The sequence below is a fragment of the Paenibacillus hemerocallicola genome (genome assembly GCF_006265175.1).
GTDB lineage: Bacteria > Bacillota > Bacilli > Paenibacillales > NBRC-103111 > Paenibacillus_AB > Paenibacillus_AB hemerocallicola.
The window spans coordinates 216,430-235,864 of the sequence record NZ_VDCQ01000001.1 but is presented as its reverse complement, the minus strand read 5'-3'; the positions used below and the strand labels follow the sequence as shown (position 1 = coordinate 235,864).

20 protein-coding genes and 1 riboswitch are annotated in these 19,435 nt (G+C 54.6%); of the genes, 7 read left to right on the top strand and 13 right to left on the bottom strand.

The window, feature by feature from the left end; genetic code table 11:
- Positions 1–23 precede the first annotated feature (23 nt).
- From FE784_RS01260 to FE784_RS01240, 5 genes are all read left to right on the top strand, one after another.
- Positions 24–860, top strand: coding sequence for an FAD-dependent oxidoreductase (locus FE784_RS01260; RefSeq protein ID WP_139600294.1), 837 nt, complete (start codon positions 24–26; stop codon positions 858–860).
- Entirely contained in the window at positions 838–2,715 is a 1,878-nt protein-coding gene (locus tag FE784_RS01255; RefSeq protein WP_176705878.1) for an FAD-dependent oxidoreductase, read from the top strand. Before FE784_RS01260 ends, FE784_RS01255 begins: the two co-directional genes overlap by 23 nt.
- Positions 2,716–2,855: 140 nt before the next feature.
- Positions 2,856–3,275: a CBS domain-containing protein gene (locus tag FE784_RS01250; RefSeq protein WP_139600292.1), complete on the top strand. Its 420-nt coding sequence runs from the start codon at positions 2,856–2,858 to the stop codon at positions 3,273–3,275.
- A 348-nt stretch (positions 3,276–3,623) separates the two neighbouring features.
- Complete coding sequence (locus FE784_RS01245) at positions 3,624–3,929, top strand: TFIIB-type zinc ribbon-containing protein (RefSeq protein ID WP_139600291.1); 306 nt, start codon at positions 3,624–3,626, stop codon at positions 3,927–3,929.
- Positions 3,930–3,982: 53 nt separating this feature from the next.
- Complete coding sequence (locus FE784_RS01240; RefSeq protein WP_139600290.1) at positions 3,983–4,954, top strand: hypothetical protein; 972 nt, start codon at positions 3,983–3,985, stop codon at positions 4,952–4,954.
- 118 nt (positions 4,955–5,072) lie between these two features.
- On the opposite strand, the gene nrdF is transcribed toward FE784_RS01240, so the two are convergent.
- The 5 genes from nrdF to FE784_RS01215 all read right to left on the bottom strand — a co-directional run bounded on the left by nrdF (position 5,073) and on the right by FE784_RS01215 (position 10,661).
- Entirely contained in the window at positions 5,073–6,023 is a 951-nt protein-coding gene (nrdF, locus tag FE784_RS01235; protein ID WP_139600375.1) for a class 1b ribonucleoside-diphosphate reductase subunit beta, read from the bottom strand.
- 60 nt (positions 6,024–6,083) lie between these two features.
- On the bottom strand, positions 6,084–8,168 hold the full coding sequence (gene nrdE / locus FE784_RS01230) for a class 1b ribonucleoside-diphosphate reductase subunit alpha (protein WP_139600289.1): 2,085 nt from the start codon (positions 8,166–8,168) through the stop codon (positions 6,084–6,086).
- Positions 8,155–8,514, bottom strand: a complete 360-nt coding sequence (gene nrdI / locus FE784_RS01225; protein ID WP_139600288.1) for a class Ib ribonucleoside-diphosphate reductase assembly flavoprotein NrdI — start codon at positions 8,512–8,514, stop codon at positions 8,155–8,157. The genes nrdE and nrdI overlap by 14 nt, the downstream gene beginning before the upstream one ends.
- Positions 8,515–8,663: 149 nt before the next feature.
- Positions 8,664–8,864, bottom strand: a riboswitch (cobalamin riboswitch).
- 236 nt (positions 8,865–9,100) lie between these two features.
- Positions 9,101–9,595, bottom strand: a complete 495-nt coding sequence (locus tag FE784_RS01220) for a cysteine dioxygenase (RefSeq protein ID WP_176705877.1) — start codon at positions 9,593–9,595, stop codon at positions 9,101–9,103.
- A gap of 103 nt (positions 9,596–9,698) precedes the next feature.
- The gene (locus FE784_RS01215) at positions 9,699–10,661 is read right to left on the bottom strand and encodes a D-2-hydroxyacid dehydrogenase family protein (protein WP_139600286.1); all 963 of its coding nucleotides are present in this window, start codon (positions 10,659–10,661) and stop codon (positions 9,699–9,701) included.
- 193 nt (positions 10,662–10,854) lie between these two features.
- Between FE784_RS01215 and FE784_RS01210 the strand changes: the two genes are divergently transcribed.
- Positions 10,855–11,673, top strand: a complete 819-nt coding sequence (locus FE784_RS01210) for an alpha/beta hydrolase (protein ID WP_139600285.1) — start codon at positions 10,855–10,857, stop codon at positions 11,671–11,673.
- Here FE784_RS01210 and FE784_RS01205 read toward each other — a convergent pair.
- The 5 genes from FE784_RS01205 to FE784_RS01185 all read right to left on the bottom strand — a co-directional run bounded on the left by FE784_RS01205 (position 11,598) and on the right by FE784_RS01185 (position 16,452).
- The gene (locus tag FE784_RS01205; protein WP_139600284.1) at positions 11,598–12,233 is read right to left on the bottom strand and encodes a hypothetical protein; all 636 of its coding nucleotides are present in this window, start codon (positions 12,231–12,233) and stop codon (positions 11,598–11,600) included. The two genes, FE784_RS01210 and FE784_RS01205, sit on opposite strands and share 76 nt — an antisense overlap.
- Before the next feature lie 153 nt (positions 12,234–12,386).
- Entirely contained in the window at positions 12,387–13,175 is a 789-nt protein-coding gene (locus FE784_RS01200; protein WP_139600283.1) for an SDR family oxidoreductase, read from the bottom strand.
- 30 nt (positions 13,176–13,205) lie between these two features.
- Complete coding sequence (locus FE784_RS01195) at positions 13,206–13,937, bottom strand: phosphonate ABC transporter ATP-binding protein (protein ID WP_139600282.1); 732 nt, start codon at positions 13,935–13,937, stop codon at positions 13,206–13,208.
- 106 nt (positions 13,938–14,043) lie between these two features.
- Positions 14,044–15,615, bottom strand: a complete 1,572-nt coding sequence (locus FE784_RS01190) for a copper amine oxidase N-terminal domain-containing protein (protein ID WP_176705876.1) — start codon at positions 15,613–15,615, stop codon at positions 14,044–14,046.
- A gap of 153 nt (positions 15,616–15,768) precedes the next feature.
- Complete coding sequence (locus tag FE784_RS01185) at positions 15,769–16,452, bottom strand: metal-dependent hydrolase (RefSeq protein WP_139600280.1); 684 nt, start codon at positions 16,450–16,452, stop codon at positions 15,769–15,771.
- Positions 16,453–16,549: 97 nt separating this feature from the next.
- Here FE784_RS01185 and FE784_RS41755 point away from each other — a divergent pair, with 97 nt between their 5' ends.
- Positions 16,550–16,666 carry a DUF6254 family protein gene (locus FE784_RS41755; protein ID WP_246131840.1) on the top strand — a complete coding sequence of 39 codons (117 nt, stop codon included), beginning with the start codon at positions 16,550–16,552 and terminating at the stop codon, positions 16,664–16,666.
- A 264-nt stretch (positions 16,667–16,930) separates the two neighbouring features.
- Here FE784_RS41755 and FE784_RS01180 read toward each other — a convergent pair whose 3' ends face one another.
- The 3 genes from FE784_RS01180 to FE784_RS01170 all read right to left on the bottom strand — a co-directional run bounded on the left by FE784_RS01180 (position 16,931) and on the right by FE784_RS01170 (position 19,393).
- Positions 16,931–17,056, bottom strand: a complete 126-nt coding sequence (locus FE784_RS01180; RefSeq protein ID WP_139600279.1) for a DUF4023 domain-containing protein — start codon at positions 17,054–17,056, stop codon at positions 16,931–16,933.
- Between the two features lie 143 nt (positions 17,057–17,199).
- Positions 17,200–18,534, bottom strand: coding sequence for a DegT/DnrJ/EryC1/StrS family aminotransferase (locus FE784_RS01175; RefSeq protein ID WP_139600278.1), 1,335 nt, complete (start codon positions 18,532–18,534; stop codon positions 17,200–17,202).
- A gap of 37 nt (positions 18,535–18,571) precedes the next feature.
- The gene (locus FE784_RS01170; RefSeq protein WP_246131857.1) at positions 18,572–19,393 is read right to left on the bottom strand and encodes a M55 family metallopeptidase; all 822 of its coding nucleotides are present in this window, start codon (positions 19,391–19,393) and stop codon (positions 18,572–18,574) included.
- Positions 19,394–19,435: the final 42 nt, after the last annotated feature.

The window sequence follows — 19,435 nt, the reverse complement described above, 5'->3', positions numbered from 1 at the left end:
ATTTCAGAAAGAAGGAATGTGCCATGAATCAGCCGCATTATCCCCTTCTCGTGTACGGAGCGACATTCGCCGGACTCGGTATCGCGACGGCGGCGAAAGACCGGACGCTGCTAGTGGAGCGCACTGCCCTTGTTGGAAGCGAATTCATCGCCAGCTATAATCCCGGAGAAGATTGGGAAAGCCCGGTCGGGACATCCGCCGCGCATCAATTGCGCGAAGAGCTGTTGCAACGGAATCTTCTCTCCGGTGACGGCAAAGTCCATCTTCCCGCTATCGCTCCGGTGTTGTTCCACTTTATACGGCAGAACGGACTTAACGTGCGGATGATGACCGAAATCGTCGATGTCGCGGCTCGCGGACAAGGGTATGAGGTAACCTTGTTCAACGCTTCCGGGCTGCAGCGGATAACCGTCGACCATATTATCGATACGACGTCGACTTGCTCGTCTACCCCGAAGCTTCCCGCTCCGCTTATCTCCAAGAGCATCAATGCCATGCTGCACAGCGAGACATCGGCCTCCACTCCGCCTCTTCCGGACGACGATACCGACGTACGCTTGGTCGAGGGACTTATGCCTGGAGAACTCATATTAAAGCTTGCCCTCGACAGCGAGGACGACTGGACAAAGGCGAGAACGACACTGCATAGGTACTGGGAGCGGCATTTCCGGGCATTCGAGCCTTGGACTCTGGCCGCCTTGGCCGACGCGTTCGAAATTCGCACCGACGTCCGGGAGAAGAGCGTTGACAACGACGGTTGGACCTGGTTCCCGTCTTCCACTCCCTCCAACTTGATCCAATCGTTCGATGCAGGTTATCGGAAAGGAAGTCAACTGTATGAAACTATCATATCGGCTTAATCGATCAGTAGCGGTACGGGACGTTCCGAGCGCTCCATTCGAGTCGACTTACGACATTATCGTACTGGGGCTCGGTACCGCCGGCGCGATCGCCGCGATTTCGGCAGCCCGCCGGGGACATAAGGTGCTCGGGCTCGAACGGTTGAACTGTATGGGCGGCACGGGAACGGCCGGCACAGTTCAAGGCTACTACTTCGGGTCCAGAGGCGGGGAATACGAGCAATTGGACGACGAGGTAGCCGCAATGGGCAGCCAAGGGTATACGCGAACGGGAGGCGTCAACGGCGAGCTGAAAAAATATGTGCTGGAGAAAAACGCCATCGAAGCCGGCGTGATGATCTGCTACGAAGCGAATGTCATCGGCATGCTCCTGGAAGGAAATAAAGTCGTAGGCGTTCGTTGGATCGGCCCAGACGGCATCCGTGAAGCGGGCGCCTCCATCATCATCGATTGCACGGGGGACGCCGAAGGCTGCGCGATGGCCGGCGGGGCATTCCGCATGGGAAGGCAGTCGGACGGCCTGCAGCAGCCTTTCTCCAACGTCATCAAGCGAGTTACCGGCAACGGGGCCCATCAGTTTTATACCGACTCCGGCTATGTCGATCCGACCGACGGCGACAGCGTGTCCGACGCTATTATCGATTCCGCTCTGCGGTCGACGCATCTGAAAAACCGCTACGAAGCAAGCGACCGTTTCATCTACGTAGCCCCGCTCCTGGGTATCCGGGAGGGCCGTTTCATCGACGGTGAAAATAACGTAACCTTACCGGACTTTCTCGAGGACCGGATAACCGGCGAGCCGCTGTTTTACGCCTACTCGAACTTGGATAACCACAGCAAGGACGTAGCGCTCGAAAGCGAAGCGTACCAAGACTGGATCGTGGCAGCGAGCTTGTGGGGACTTAACTTTTCCGTTCCGATTCCGCTTGGGGCATTAATACCGAGAGACCTCGACGGCTTGCTCGTAGCCGGCCGCTGCATCGCCTTGGATCACGATATGGCCACTTGCGTCCGAATGAAACGGGATATGCAAAAATGCGGAGAAGCGGCCGCGATCGCCGCCGCATTGTCGATCGAGCTTGGCGTGCCGCTTCGGCAAGTACCGTACCCGGCTCTCGCGGCCATATTGCGCTCCACCGGATGCTTGGATGACCGTAACCATGTAGGCTTCCGCATTCCGAGCGCCAACAAGAACGAGACCCACTCCGAGCATAGCTGGCTTACGGACAAATCCCTGATCCGCCAGCAGCTCGGCGGAAATAAGCCGGGATTTGCCATTTGGTCCGCCAAACGGCTCGGCGATCGAATCAACGGCGATTTGAAGCAGTGGCTGAACGAGTCCGGAGACGATCAACTGGGCCGCAACTGCGCAATCGCTCTCGCCCTTCAGGGAGATCGGGCGGCGTTGCCCTTGCTCAGGCAAATGGCCCGGGAAAGGGATAGCTTCGTGCCTCAAACAAGCCGCAAATATAACCAGGTACGCGGCTACACCGCCATTTATTTGCTCGGTAAGCTGGCAGACAAAGAAATCGTGTCCGATCTGCTCGCATTGATGCGAGATCGCGCCTCGTTCAGCAACGTATCGACCGACGCGGAGTTTATTAACAGCGACGAAGAGTATTATTTCCAATACTTTACATTCTCTCTCATGGCTTTGTTTCGCGTCGGCGATGTGCATGAGGATATCCGCGGGACGATCTCGGACGCGGTTGCCGGTATACTCGGGCAAGCCGACTTCTCGCTATCCGTTACGTTAAAGCCAAGCAAGGACCAGCAATACGCGATGACCGGCACGATACGTCGTCTTGCCGCTTCCAAGCTGCAGCGATGGGGAGTCGAGGCGTTCGCGGTATAGCTCCTAATAAACAATTGGAATTGACCGCAGGGGAATCCCGCCAGCGGTCTTTTTCCGTTAACTTTTGGGTGTTCATTATGCAGGAGCCTTGTTTCCTTGTATAATAGATATGAGACAATAATACGGTAAGGGGTAACCGGATGAATATCGCTTTTTTTCTAGTGCCGAAACATGAGGTCATCTGCTTGACCGAACAGTCGACGCTCCGCCAAGCTTTGGAGCGAATGGAATTTCACCGCTATACCGCCGTTCCGGTGTTATCTGACGAAGGTCACTATATCGGAACGATTACGGAAGGCGATCTGCTCTGGTATTTCAAAAATACGCCGGGCGTTACGTTCGAGAATGCCCACCGCCATCATCTTTCTTCCGTCCCGATGAGAATGCAGAACGCCCCGGTCCATATCGATGCGAACATGAACGACCTGATATCCAAAGCAAAAGCGCAAAACTTCGTGCCGGTTACGGATGACCGGAAGCAATTTATCGGCATCGTGCGCAGAAGCGACATTATCGAATATTGTGCCGCCCAATTATTTAGCGCAGCATCGAAACAATAGGCTTGCGCATTGCCGAGGCCATGGAGACATATGCGGATATGTCTCCTTTTTTATTGCTTCCATCCTCTCAGTTTGCGCAGGCTCATACAACCGTTTTGCACCTTGTTGGACGCATTTGATGCCAAGATCGATTTGCCGGAGCCCTTCAACCCGCCCCTATTTCACTTTTTACTGATTTTTAGCAACGCAACCGCAAGTTCAATCGTATAGTAATCTGACGTCCAGCCCATCTTTTTCGTTTCCAAGTATTACGATCAAAGCGTGCAGCGGTGATTTTGCAAGGGCCCGGGAAATGGTATGGTTGAACCAGTACCGTATTTTCATTCCAAGAAGGAGGAATATAAACGAATGAATTGCCCAGTATGCGACGATGTCAAAATGCGCGAGGTTCAGAAGGCAGATATTCTGATCGACATATGTCCAAACTGCAAAGGGGTTTGGCTCGATCGGGGAGAGCTCGATAAGCTGATGGAGGGCGTTCGCGAAGTCCGGGAACCGTTTAACCAGTGGTATGACGGGCATGAACAGAAGGATTACCGCAAAACGGGCTATGAGGAACGGCCGACGTATCCGAACGAGCATTACGATCGTCACCATCCGAAATATAAGAAGAAGAAAAATGTGATGGACATTTTCGGCGACCTCTTCGATTGATCATTGGCCGCATATAGGGGTATGCAGCAGCTTGTCGCAAGGAGGTGTCCCCTTTGGAAGAAGCTGTAGAGCAGATGTTAGGTAATCTATTGTCCGACCTCGCCCCCGTCCTGCTGTCGTTTCTCCTTGCCAACATCGGGTGGCTGCTGCTCGCACTCGTCGTTATCGTTTTCCTGATCGCGATAGCAGGCTGGGTGATCAAGCATAAGCTCGTATCCGGCTGGTGGCGGCGGGTCGTGAGCAAGCACGACGAGTCGGCCGGGAAATTGAACGCGATCATCACGTCCGACACATTCAAAGGCTTAGAGCAAGGATTCGTTCAAGGAAGAACCGAGCGCACCTTATCACAGCTGGAGGAGCGATTGTATGCGCTGCATCGGCAGTCCGAACAGCTTCGCAATCAATTGACCGATCGGAAAGTTCCGTTCTTCTCGCTCGTAGAGCCGCTGATCCGCATTAACCGGCTCGATCGGAACGTACGCGAGTTTTCGCGGCAGGTCGATCGATTAGCACATGATGTATCCGGCATTGCGAGAGCGGAGAAGGATACGATTCATTCCGTGCGCCAAGCCGGAGCGAGATTTAGTTCCGTATCGCAGACGATTGCGCAATTGATGGAACGGACCGGATATCCGCTGGATGAGCTGAACCGGGAGCTGGGCCGAGTCGAGACCTTGTTCCGGCAGGCCGAGCAAACGTCCGCCTTCGATACCGTCCAGGCGCAATCCGAGCTGACGCCGTTTTATCGTTCCATTGACGTTTTGTCGGGAAAAATCGAAGCGCTGCAAAAGCAGCTGACGATATTCGACGAAATGCGGAACCGCATCCGCGTACAAAGCGAGCCTCTTGTTTCCGCGGACGCCAACGCTGCCGCCGTTCTAAACCGAATCGACCCGATCGTCCAAAGGCTGGAGCAGTCGCTGCGTATGGGCAGAAGTATCGATCTGCGGGCCGCCGCCTCCGAGATCGAGCATCTCGTGCAGGAGGCGACCGATCTCGTGGAAGCGAATCGGAGCGGAGCTTAGCCCGTATGACCGCTCTCTTGCGGTCTCCCGGCACGACTATATGAACAAGAACAAGCCGCGATCCTTAAGGTCGCGGCTTGTCCTTGTTCATTCTTCGCCAGTGGAATCCGGCCAACTATTAAAAACGGAAATCGTCGTCCGTCAACGTCTCCACGTGAATCGTGCGGACGTACCCGTTGCCTTTTTTCGAGAAAAAGTCATGCTGCTTCGTACGCGTGCTGATGCCGTTGAAGACGATCGGGTTGACTTCTTCCTCCGGGAATGCCGGGTCCAATCCAAGGTTCATCAATGCTTTGTTCGCATTATACCTGACAAACTTCTTGACTTCATCCACCAACCCGACAGCCCCATATAGCTCCTCGGTGTATTGCTCCTCGTTCCGGTGCAAGTACTGAAGCAAGCCGTGGAACGTCTCGAGCGCATCCTTGCGCTCGTACTCGTCCAATTCGGCGAACAGCTCCTGCGCCAGCACGCCGACGTATAGGCCGTGGATGCTTTCGTCGCGCAGAATCAGATCGATGATCTCGCCGCTGCTCGTCATCTTGCCTTGACCGGCCAAATATAGCGGATAGAAAAAGCCGCTGTAGAACAAATAGCTTTCCAGCAATACGGACGCGGCCATAGCCAAGTACAAGTCTTTGCGCGTCTCGATGCCGCGGTAATATTGGGATATCGTCTCCGCCTTCGTCTGCAGGCAGCGGTTGCCTTCGACCCATCGGAATACGCCGTCGATTTCTTCGGTCGTCGCCAACGTCGTGAAGATGCTGCTGTACGATTTGGCGTGGATTTGCTCCATCATGCCCATAAACCCGAGCACCGCCTTGCGTTGCAGCCCATCCACATGCTCCATGATTTTCGGCATGCCGACGCCGCCCTGCACCGTATCGAGCAGCGTCAACCCGCCCAGCACCTTCATGTACAGCTCACGTTCGTTATCGGTTAACGTCATCCACGACATTTTGTCGTCGGACAACGGAATTTCCTCGTCGGTCCAAAACTGCATAATGTTTTGATTCCAGAACGTATTCGAGAAGTCGTCGTCCGGGCGGTTCCAGTTGACGGCCTTCATCGGCCCTTTGTTCGTTTTGTCCATGATAGGGTTCTCCTTTTCGTTCGCCGGGCGGGTACATCACACCGAGCAGCTGATGCACTCTTCGACGGACAGCCGATTCGTCCGGGTATAGTAAAGCGACTTCAACCCTTTTTTGGCGGCATATATATAGTAACGGGCAAGCTGCCGGGTAGTCACGTCGCTGTTGACGTGAAGCACGGTCGAGATGCCTTGGTCGACGTGCGTTTGGATTTCCGCGATCAGATCCAGCACTTTGAACTGGTCCATATTGTAGGCCGATTTATAATAGAAGAAATTGTCCCGGCTCAAGTAAGGCATCGGGTAATAAGTCGTCGAATTCGCATACGTGCGTGTCTCGATTTGCTCCACGATCGGCATGACGCTCGAGGTCGCGTTCTGGATATACGAGATGCTCTGGGTCGGCGCGATCGCCAAACGATAAGCGTGATACAGGCCGTGCTGCCGTACAAGCTCTTTCAGCTTCTGCCAGTCTTGCGGAGACGGAAGCTCGATCCCTTCGAACAAAGACTTCGCCTTATCCGAGGTCGGACGGTAATCCGTGTTCTCATAACGATCGAAGTAAGTCCCTTTCGCATACTCCGACTTCTCGAAGCCATCGAAGGTTACGCCGCGCGAACGGGCGATATCCATGCTTTTCTCGATCGAGTAATAGTTCATCGCCATGAAGAAGGCCCGGGCGAACTGGATCGCGTCATCGCTGTCGTACGCGATGCTGTTCTTCGCCAAATAGCCGTGCAAATTCATCGCGCCGAGTCCTACCGAGTGAAGCTCGCGGTTCGCCTTCGCCACGCCGGGCGCGTTGGAAATGTGCGTCATGTCGCTAACCGCGGTTAAGCCGATAATGCCTTCGTGCACCGACTCCTTGATCTTCCTCCGCTCCATCACATTGGCGATGTTGAGGGACGCCAGGTTGCAGCTGATATCCCGTCTGATCGTGTCGGCTTGACCATAGTCGCCGATCTCCGACGTTTCCTGCAGCTGGAATATTTCCGTGCACAGGTTGGACATTTTGATCGTGCCGATATCTTTAAGGGCATGGGCGCTGTTGGCATTGCTGCGGTTCATAATGTACGGATAGCCCGACTCGAGCTGGATCGTAGCGATTTTGACGAGCATGTCGCGCGCGCTCATGACGACTTTTTTGCGAACGTTCTCGTTCGCGATCAGTTGGTCGTACATCTCGTCCATATCCATGTCGTCCATATGTATTCCGTAAGAGCGGTAGACGGAGTAAGGCGCGAACACGTGCAGCGGCTCGTTGCGTTCGGCGAGCTCGTACAGCTTGTTCGGGACGATCAGTCCGATCGACAGCGTCTTCAACCGGCTTTTCTCGTCCGCGTTGATTTTCTTGCTGTCCAGAAATTCCATGACGTCCCAGCCGAAAATATTGTAGTAACCGGCTCCGGAGCCTTTGCGTTGGCCCATTTGATCGGCATAGGAGAACGCATCCTCCATCAGCTTGAGCACCGGCATAATGCCCTTGGCGGCACCCTCGACACCTTTGATCGGCTCGCCCCGGCCGCGAAGCTTGGACAGGTTGACGGCTACGCCGCCGCCGATTTTTGAAAGCTGCATGCAGGTGCCGATGCCGTAATTGATCGAGTTCAGCGAATCGTCCAGCTCCAGCAGGAAGCAGGACACCATCTCGCCTCTTCTGCTCTTGCCCGCATTGAGGAATGTCGGGGTAGCGGGCTGCAGCCGCCGCTCCATCATCGATTCGGCCAAGGCTCGCGCAGCGTTCATGTCGCCCCTTGCCAAGTGCAGGGCTACGATGGCTACCCGGTCGGGAAAATGCTCCAGATAAAAGGAACGGTCGTCGCTTTTTACCGCATAATCGGTATAAAACTTCGACGCGGCCATGTAAGAAGGGAAATCGAAACTATAGGCGTGCGTAATGCCGTATATCTCTTCGACCTGCTCCAGCGAATAAATCTCGAGCACGTTTTCGTAGAAGTCCTCATCGATCATATAGCGGATTTTCTCGGCCGTATTCGCGAAGCGAACGCTCTTGCGGGCGACCTCCTCCATGAAGGCCACTACCGCTTCCCGATCTTTATCCAATTGGAAAAAACCGTCCTCGCTGCGCTGCATCAGCATGTTGTTCAATTCAATATGACGCAACTGCGCTCACCTCCTGCATGAATCGTTCCACGTCTTTCGTCGTTCCGGCCAGCTCGAACTTGCTCAAGATCGGCACTTGGTACAAATCCGCGATCCGGTCGGCGCTGCGCGCGAAGCCTTCTCCCCAGTTGCGGTTGCCGCTGGCGGACACGCCGACCATTTTGCGGTAATTGCGCTTCAGGAACGACATCGTCTTGTCGGGCGCCTGTCCGAAGCCGGTCGTATACGTTACGAGCACGAAAGGCTCGTCTATGGTCATCTCATTCTCGATCGGAATGGCCGGCAAGTTCAGCTTGCCGACGAATCTTTTCACATTTCCGGTTTTGGAATCGTAAACGATCAGCATCTGGTGATGAATCCCCTTCCCCGTGTTCCCCACGCGCATGAAAAAAGCGCATCAGCGACAATAGGGCCGGATGCGCCGAATACGTGCAGGTCAAAAAAAAATGACGGCAGTAATAACGACGTAGCGGACACCCTCCTATCGACCGTAGGGGACTGTGTCGATAACGGGCAGGTCTCCTGACTCGGGGATCATCGATTGTCGCCGCCTTCCCGGCTGAAATCCAGCCAGTGGCCTTCCGTACGCGAATCTACTCCCTTACAGTGGCGGGACCGTGCCGGCTTCGCACCGGACTTCCCTATTAAGCTTGTTCCGCTAGATTGGCGGAAAAGCACCCGTTACAACAATATGTAGTTTGTATTTAATAATTTATATCAATATATTGTGCATGTCAATGCGACTAACCATCTATTTTTCTATCAAAACGGGTTGACATTCGGCGAATCCGCTATGGGCCTGCCTTCCCGGGATTGCATATAAATTATCAGAATAACGGAACAAATCGACACTATCGATACCGGAGGAGCGGCATTTCACAGCATGAAAAATCCTCCTCTGCACGAGGAGGAAGCTTTGGCGGTATCTTTTCTCATATGACGTAATCCAAAACATATTGTTCCGCCCGCTTGTACGTCTTCGCCCCCGATAAAGGCGGGGAGTACAGATGCAAAGATACGGTTCTGCGGGCTCCCGGGTTGCTCATCTGATGAATCTGGCCCTTCGGCGCCAGTATCGTCTGACCTTCCCGCATGCGGAATTCGGCGACGTACGCCGCTTCTCCGCGCTCGTCGACCTGAAACATCGCGTTCTGCATAATGCCCTCCACCACCAGCGCGCAGCCTGCCGAGCTGCCGTGATCGTGGATGTACGTTTCGCTGCGTGCCGGCAAGTGAACGACGATCGCTTCCACCTCATCGGAACGATACAGGACGTTGCGTCCGTACGGCAGCCTTTCCGGCTCCGAGACGTACGGAGCGACAAGTTCCGGCGTGCAGCCTATAGCCGCCAACGCTTCCTTCAGCTCGCGCACGTCAGGACGTTTCAGCGGCGATAGCGTGTCGCACAGTCGTTTGATCAAAATCATGGGACACCCTCCCCCGGTTGTGGGGCGATATTCCGCCTTACTCATCTATATGAGCGAACGTCCCGGTCGGTTCGGCCTATACAAGCTATCCGAACGATTCCGATTATGAACCAAGCAGGCGAATCGGCGTACCGGTCAAAAAGGCGTGAATATTTTGTACGATGTCTCGGTAAAACACCCGATAGCTCTCCTCCGTAACGAATCCGACATGCGGCGTAGCCAGCACATTCGGCAACGAGCGGAACAAATCGTCTGAGGGCAGCGGCTCGATATCGAAAACGTCCAAGCCCGCTCCGGCGATCCGGCCCTCGCTCAAAGCTTCTCTAAGCGCGTCCTGATCCACGATCGGAGCGCGTGACGTATTGATCAAATAAGCTGTCGGCCTCATCAAACCAAGCTCCCTGGCGCCGACAAGCCCTCTGGACCGCTCGCCCAGAACGAGGTGAATCGAGACGAAGTCGCTGCTCTCGAGCAGTTCTTCTTTCGAGGCCGCGAGACGCACCCCTGCAGCCAGCGCTTTCTCCTCCGTCAAGTTGGGACTCCATGCGACAACCTCCATTCCGAAGGCAAGGCCGACTTGGGCGACTTGCCCGCCGATACGCCCCAGTCCGAGCAATCCGAGCCGCTTTCCGTACAGATCAACCCCGATCCGTGTTTGCCAAGTGCCGTTATTTCTAATAGACCCGTTCTCGGGTATCAAATGTTTGGTCAGACCGAGGATCAGCGCCCACGTCAGCTCCGCCGGACCGCGGCCCCCTCCTCCCGTCCCGCTCACCGCGACTCCGTGCCGGGCCGCCGCTTCGAGATCGACGGAAGCGTTTCTCATGCCTGTCGTGACAAGCAGCTTCAAGTGTGGCAGCCGGCGGAAAAGCGATTCGCGGAAAGGGGTCCGTTCGCGCATGATCACGACAATCTCGCAATGAACGATAGCTGCCGCGAGTTCGTCCTCAAGCTCGAAATGGCGGTGAAACACTTGAATGTCCAAGCTGTCGGAGACGGTGGACCAGTCGGCCATTGACAGCGATACATGCTGATAATCATCCAAAATGGCGCAGCGCAGCTTCATTACTCATTTCTCTCCTTTGGTCGGCTTGTGCTGTATTTGTTCGTTCTCTATATGAAAATCTATATAGTCTACACCTATTTCTTTACGCTACAATGGTTAGTATGCGACTTATAGCGATAAATTTTAGAGCTGCCCGATGATGGACATTGAAATTGGATTGCAACTCGATCGTTGCAAAAGGAGACAAGTTCAGATGGAGCAACAAATCCCTTATTCGGTACCCGGAACCGTTCAACGGACCATGCATTCCCGTAACGGCAATCGGGAATACCGTATATTCGTATTCAAACCGGCGCACGCAGCGCCTCCTTCCGGCTATCCGGTCGTCTACCTGCTGGACGCCAATTCCATATTCGCCTCGGTCGCCGAAGCGGTACGCTTGCAGTCGCGCAGAGCCGGCGGCGTGGAACCGTTCGTCATTGCGGGAATAGGCTATCCGACGGATGAGCCATTTGCCAGGGTGCGAAGATTTTTCGACTATACCGTCGAAGCGACCTTGGAGCAGCTTCCCCATAGACCGGACGGCTTCTCCCTGCCTGCGACGGGCGGCGCGGAGCTGTTTCTCGATTTCATCGAAAACGAGCTCAAGCCCTCGATCGAACGGGAAATTCCGATAGACCGGAAACGGCAAGCTTTGTTCGGACATTCGCTCGGAGGCTTGTACGCGCTGCACGTGTTGTTCACCCGACCCGGACTTTTCCAGGCCTATATCGCGGGGAGTCCGTCCCTTTGGTGGAAAAACAAATATTTGTTCGATGAAGCGCAGCGGCTCCGTTCGCGAATGAATCAAGCCAATGCCGCCGTATCCTTGATGATTGCCGTCGGCGGACAAGAAAAACCGTTTATGATCGAGGACGCCGAACGGATGGCAAAGTCGCTTTCTTCTGCCGATATTCCCGGTCTAAGGCTAACTTACAGCTACTTCGGGGATGAGGGTCATGTCTCCGTTCTTCCGCCGATCATTAGCGCCGCATTAAGATTTATGTCCGGCAGTTCTCCCACGCCGCGATAACAATGACGGAGCAGCAGTACCGTCTCGAACCATTGGATTCGTTCCAATAGGGCGACGGCGGCTTCGTGCCGCTCCTTCTCCACCTGCCGTTCCACCGCGTCGACGAATCGGTCGGAGTTCCACCTGTCCGAGAGGACAAGCGACTCCAGCTCGGATTTAACCCGATCGGACCCCACGCTTGCCAACACTCCCGGCTCCTTGGACATCTCGAATACCGCCAAGTGCAGCTCCGTGAATATGGGGTGATTGCCTACGCGTTTATACCAATACTTCGAATTCCAATAGTCGCCTTCCATCCGGTGCATGATCGCATGCCAATAGCTTCCGTCCGGCGTATGTATGTCTTGCGAAATCGTATGGGAAGCATCCAGGCTGTCATTCCACAAATGCATGCCCGAGAGAAACGAATGGGCGTACGGTTTATACTTGGCCTCGACTTGCTCGGCCCATCCGCCTATGACCGCGGCGATCGAAGCGTCCAGCTCCCCGTTCCATACTTGTACCGGCCTCAAGACTTGTACAGGCTTCCGCCCCGCCAGCTGACGAACCAACTCCATCATGCGAGAATCCCTCCCATATGCTTACTTACGTCTGCACCCAGTATAACACAGCAAACCGAGCGGAATGCGTCCTATTTGCAGCGACGGAACGAAAAAGACGACGCACCGACATGCTGTGCATCGTCCTATTGCCTCAGACTCCCCCCAGTTTCCTTACAATGCCCGAACCATGCCTCCGTCCACGAGAACGGCTTGCCCCGTTACATAAGTGTTGGCGAACGATCCGAGGTAAACGATCGTCTTGGCGAATTCTTCCGGCGTTCCGTAGCGTCCAAGCGGAATCTGGTTCATGAATTGCGTGCGAACCTGCTCCTCGGTCATGCCCTTTGCATCGGCGGCCCGACGGTCCAGCTCCACGATCCGGTCCGTTTCGATTCGTCCGGGTCCGACCGTATTGACAAGTATGGAATCTTTCCCGAGTTCGGCTGACAAGCTTTTTGTCAAAGCATATACGCCGGCACGGAATACGTTGGACAAAATCAGGTCGGGAATCGGCTGCTTGACCGACACCGAGGTCAGATTGACGATCCGCCCGCCTCCTTGCTGCCGCATATGCGGCAGCGCTTCGCGGATGAGACGGACGACGCTCATCAGGTTTTGCTGAAACGCGGCTTCCCATGCCGCATCGTCGAACTGGTCGAATCCGCCTCCGGGCGGACCTCCCGCGTTCGTTACAAGCACATCGAGACGCCCAGTCCAGTCTGCGGCAGACTGAATCGTACGCGATATATCTTCCTTGCGATTAACGTCCGCTTCCACCGCCAACGCCTCGCGTCCAGTAAGCCGTTCGATTTCCTCCTTGGCCTGCTTCAGATGGTCCGCATTGCGGCTCGAGATGACGACATTCGCGCCTTCGCGGGCGAACTCGATTGCGCTAGCCTTGCCCAATCCTTTGCTGCCCGCCGTAACGAGCACCGTTTTCCGATCCAACTGCAAATCCATCGCTTATCGCTCCTTCGCCCAGGTGCCGGATTAAAATATTTTATTTTTCTCGCTTTGGGTCAGCTTGCGCGCCGGAATGTCCAGCACCAGTTTGCCATCGGCCAACCCCCATATGCGCGAAGCGTTCCGCTCGGCCATCTCCAAATTTTGCATCGCCGCGATGACGATCATGTTTTGATCTTTGCACAACGCCCGAAAATCCTGCAGCACTTTCGTCGCCGATTCCGGGTCTAGTCCCTTCGTCGGCTCGTCCGCCAAAATGACTTGAGCGCCTTGCGCAAGCGCTCTCGCGATGGCTACGCGCTGCTGCTCGCCTCCGCTCAGCTTCTCCGCGGGCAGCATTTTCGCTTTGTCGAGCAGGCCGACCCTCTCCAAGTAATCCATCGCCCGTATATGCTCTCCGGTCGATATCGTCCCCGTCAGCTTGCGCCACAACGGGAGCTGATAAAACCGGCCGCTGAATACGTTTTTCAAGGCGTTTTTTTTCGGATGCAGCGCCGGACGTTCCTCGAGAAACGCCCATTCCTTGCGCAGCTGGAGCTTGTCCGACCATTTCGTATTCGACAGCTCCTTGCCGTCGATTATAAATTGGCCTTCCGTCCATTTTTGCTGCAGCGCGATGCAGCCGAGCAATGTCGATTTCCCGCTTCCGCTGGCGCCGATGACGACGACGAATTCGCCTCTGTCGACTTGAAAGCTGACTTTGGACAGTATCGTTTGGCCGTCGGTCAATGTTTTCGATAAGTTTCGTACGATGATCATTCCAATATCAGGGCTCCTTTTGCCGGCGGCGACTGCCGTTCGATTGCCGGATCGCGTTTCCCACTCATTATACCATGATTTTCGCGGTCGGGCAGGTCGGACCGATTCAGGGCTGCACGGCGGTGCCAAACAAACGTATTTTGCGAATCGAACCTCCTTGCTGTTGATCCCACAGCAGAATATTCCCCTCCGCATCCACCGTGAACGGCCCGAATTCCTTTACCGTAGGAACGCTCTCGCCGATCGGAGTCATCATGATGGAGCCGTTCGGATTCGTGACTATTGTGCGCTGCCCGTTCTCGTCAGGCTGTTGAATTTCTTTCAGTGAAACATAAGGCGACAACCGCCCGCTCGTATCGAGCGTGTATATTTGCTCGTAATTTGACAAGTAGAATATCCCGTCCCTTGCCGTTGCTTGACGCAACGATTCCACATTTACTTTCGCGACTTGACGGGTAGCTCCGCTGCTCGGTTCCAGCTCGGTTAGTGTCTGCGATATTTTGTCGAAGTAATAAATTTTTCCCTCTTTGATAGTCGCCGTGAGCTTGACGCTTCCCGAGCTTTTATCGATCGAAGCGATCGGGTCCGCTTCGCCGCCCGAGGCGGATGTGTAAATTTGGCTATGTACGATATCGCTGAAGTAAAATTGCTTACCCTCTATAGCTAGGAGGAAATTATCCTGAAGCGGTTGCATGCCCCCCGCCGATGCATTGGTAACCATTTGGATATCCGGAGTAATGCGGTAGACGATGCTGGAAATGCTGCTCTTTAGCAGCGATTGGCCGGTTCTGTTGTAAGTCGCGTTCGTATTGTTGGCCAGCAAATAAACATTGCCGCTCTGTTCGTCGTAGTACAGCGCTCCCGGGGCAATATCTCCGTAGGACATTTCTTTTTTGCCGCCCAACGGCTCGGTATAGCTGAAATTGAACCGACTGTCGAACGAGTCCAGTGTAACTTTCGCCCGTTTCGTTTTGGCGTCGTATTGAAGCAAAGCCAGACTCGTCTCCAGCCTGTCTTTCGAAAACAAAACGTACACGTTGCCGTCCTTGTCCGTCACGATGCTTTGCAAGCGAGCGGGAAAATTGAGCACTTCTCTCAATTTATTGCCCCCGATCAACGTTTCCATCGCAATCGTCTCCAGTTTGTTCTTCTGAACAGGCGGTTTCGCCGGCGCCTCCTCCTTCGGCGGGGTCTCCGATTGCTTGGCGGTGATCGTGATCGTGCCTGTAGCCGTATCGAACGATACGGCTTGATTCAAGCTTTCCGCAATGAATCGCAGCGGTACCATCGTCGTCTCATTGACGATTTGAGCCGGCTGGTCCAACGGCTCGGATCGGTCATTCACGATTGCAGTCTTGCTTCCGATGACCAGTCGAAGCTTGTATGCTCCGGCTTGGATCACGATAGCGCTCTCATCGCCGAACCATTTCACCTCGGCCCCCAATGCCTCTGACACGGCGCGAATTGGCACCATTGTAGTATCACCGAACAGAGTCGGCTCGACGGGCAACAATAATTCCTTGCCGTTTACCGCAGCCGTTTTGCTGTTCAGTACCATTTTTACGGACGAAACCGCTTGCGCGGTCGCCGTTTTTTGTCCGTCCTCCGCATATGCCGGACTCCCCCCGATCAGCAGACCGAATGCCAGCGCCAAGCTGACGGTTTTGCGTTTGTTCATATAGACTCCTGCTTTCTTTATGTTTAGGCAGCCTTTTCCAAAGATAAGCTCCATTTCCCATACTACCGCTAGCCCCGAAATAGATGCAATACCATTTACGAAAAAAACGCCCGTTTCCCCATATAGGGACTCGGGCGTTTTGCGAAATCGCTTTTATAAGGTAATGCTTTCCTTGCTGTTCAGCGCATGACACGTTATATCGTATTCTTTCAGCATCGAAGCGAATTTCTCCGTATCCTGACGGATGACCGGGAATGTGTTGTAATGAAGCGGGATCACTTGCTTCGTCTGAAGCCAGCGGGCTGCGATAACGGCCTCTTCCGGTCCCATTGTGAAATTGTCCCCGATCGGCAGCGCGGCCAAGGCGATTTCGTTCATTTCCCCGATCAGCTTCATGTCGCCGTACAAGGATGTATCCCCCGCATGGAAGATCGTCGTATTGTCCATTGTCAGCAAAATGCCTGCCGGCTGTCCGGCATACAAGTATTGATCGCCCTCGCGCAGGGAAGAACCATGGAACGCTTGGGTGAATTTGACCCGGAAGCCGTCGAACGAATAAGAGCCCCCGATGTTCATCGCATGCGCTTTGGCCCCAAGTCGGATACAATGCATCGCCAGCTCGAACACCGCGACGATCGGGCAGTCGTTTTGCTTGGCAATCTCGATACTGTCGCCGAAATGGTCGTCGTGCGCATGGGTCAGCAGCACCGCATCCGCTTCGATCTCCTTCGGGGATACGCCGGATTGCGGATTGCCGGACAGGAACGGATCGATGATCACCTTTTTGCCGCCGCTCTCCGCGTACAGGCATGAATGTCCGAAACATGTAATGTTCATTACGGTCACCCTCTCTTCATCCAAATGTTGGGTACCTCTACATTTTACATAAATTATTTCGCGGAAGCCAACGATACGGATGGAGGTGTAACTGCCCATGACAACATCCAAGCGCCGGAAAGAAAACGCGTGGAAAATGCGCAAGCAAAATCAGCAGCCGCACGGTAAAATTACGCCGCTCAAGGAATTGTCCGACTCGTCGGAGCAAGGTTAGGTCAGCCTCTTCAAGGAAAGAACCCCCTGGCAATGGCGAAACCGTTCGGTTTGGCCTTGCCCGGAGGTTCTCATTTCTTTGTATCCCGGAGGGATCAGGTGTTTTCGTTTTTGCTTATTCCGTTTAGCGAGGCGGGAAATGCTTTCGATTTATCCGCATGCAGCGTTTGCGCTTCTTCCTTCCTACGGGACATATTCTGTTGTTCTTTGAATGCTTTGCGGCGATGATGCGGCATTGTTGCACCTCCGTAAAGTATCTTTTAAGTTACCGTTCCTTCTGCTTGCCCGGCAGCTTGCGGTCCGGATCGCCCTTGCCGTGGGTTCTCCGATTTTTCTCGTCCTTTGCTTGCGTGTCGTGCAGCTTGTTCAAGTAGGACTGCGTATCGTCCATGGCGGCTCCTCCTTTTGCTGAACACTTCGCCCCTATTATGTCCACAAACGGCCACCGCCTCTGCTACTAGCGCTTGTCAATTTCAGTAAAGCGAAAAGGCTCCCTCCCGGATGGAGGAAGCCGATACTTCGATGTCCTTTTGCTTAAGCTTTTTGACGGAAAAAGTTCCAGCCGCCGAGCCTTTCCGGATTGCCTTTGTCGTCCGCAAGCAAGTCGTTGTATTGCAATGCGGCTTTGCGGAAAGCTTCGACGTATTGGTCGATTTGCTCCGTATTGAAATGCTTGAACCAAGGGATGGAATAAACGCGTGCCGCGATCCCTTCGGAAATTGGCAGGCTGCCCTTCGGCTGACGCAAATCGCGCGAAGCGTTGGCAATAATCGTCGGTTTACCATGGCCGTACACGTCGGCGTCTTGCTGCAGCGAATGCAGATGGAGCGGCAAGTTGCAGCCCGGTCCGATCGATACTCCCTCCGCGCGCACAGCTTCGCAAAATCGGGTTACGGACAAGCCGCCGAGCTCTTCCGGAACATAGTGGCCATGCGTCGCATACCAGCCTCCCATCGTACTTCCCGAGTTTTTGGCCGGACGGTGCGCTCTCAAGCCCGGTACGCCTTCGAGCCGATCCCAGAAATAGTTCATCGCTTTGTCGATTTCGCCGATTCGCTCATCGTAATATTTCAGCTGAACGCGACCGACTGCCGAGCTGACCTGATGCATCCGGAATTTGTAGCCGCCGAGCGGCAAGCCCGCATGAGGCTGCAAGTAAGGAGTTTGAATTTCCTGGTTGTACCGCTCGTAATGCCCCAATGCGATAGCGCGCTCATAAATCTCCAGATCGTTCGTGACGAAAATACCGCCCTCCCCGATGGCAAACGATTTGCCCGCCATCAGCGACATGGCGCCTACATCCCCGATCGTTCCTACCCGGCGGCCTTTGTAATATCCTCCCTGCGCATGCGATACATCCTCGATTACTTTGATGTTATGCTTCTTGGCGATTTCCATAATCGGATCCATATCGGCCGGATGTCCCAAGTAGTGAACGACTACGATCGCTTTCGTCTTCTCCGTAATCCGATGCTCGATATCGTTCGGATCCAGACACAGCGTAACCGGATCGATCTCCGCAAACACAACCGAGGCGCCTAGCGAATAAGCCGGCAATGCCGATGCCCAGTAAGTAACGCTCGGACAGATGATTTCATCGCCCACTCCGACGCCGCAGCCGTAAAAAGCTCCCAGCAAGGAGTTCGTACCGTTATTGAAGGCGAGCCCATATTTCATATCGAGCCAATCGGCGAACTCGCGCTCGAATTTCCGCGTAATATCCGTTCCGGACATCGCGCCGTCACGCAAAACTTGCACGGCTGCCGCTTCATCCTCCTCGGTAATAATCGGCCATTTGAACAGTCCCTCTTGCGACTGCTTAACCGCTTTCGTTCCGCCGAATAGAGCCAGCTTTTCAGTTCCGATCATGTCAGTGACACTCCTTCAATGGATAATTTGCAAATCGTTATTGGATATGTGCATTTACCAGCTTACCGCCCAACAAACGAATAATGCTGTCGGGATGCTCGTCGCGCAGCGTATAAGCGGCTTTCGTTCCGTCGCTGCGAAAACGGATTTCCCTCCTGAACGGCGCTTTCGCCCGCAGCAGCGCAAATTGCTCCCGGTTCTCGATAAACCGGCGCGCCGCTCGTTCGGCTCCCTCGCGAATTCGGCCTCTCGCGGTTTCAGGATGAAGATGAATCGCCCCGTTATTGCGTTCCTTGTAGCCCTCGGTGTTAAATTCGTCTCCGCTTCCCGGCATGAGTCCGCGTTTGACGGAAACCGTCTCGATTCCTTCGACCAACGCCGCAGCTTCTATTGCGAAAGCTTCGTCCCCGGCGCCGAATATCGAGCGTATACCGAGAGAAGCCCCGCAAAGCGCCAGCTGTCCGAACTCGCCGACCGATGTGCCGTTAATCGTATAATCGATTACGTTGAACCAGCCGGTATGCGCCATTTGCGCAAAAGGAGTTCCCGCCTTGGCATGCTGGCCGATCCAAGCAATCGCATCGAATGAGGCATCCAGCATCGAGTAGTAGTTTCCATGGTAAGGGCCGCGCATAAACCGCGCCCGCGCGTCCAGGAGCAAATGGTTGATCCCGCCGTATCCATGTCCGTCCACGACTATAAACTCATTCGCTCCCCCTGCCGCGAACCCTTCGATGGCGGCATTCGTCTCCATCGTCAACAGCTTCTTCCCGTCCTCGTAATACCGGCCGCCGGGGACGACCCAGTCGTCGTGATTGATCATCCCGGCTACGCCTTCCATGTCGGTCATGATGAGCATTTTCACGGCCCATCCTCCTAGAGCAGATTAGCCCGGCCGAAC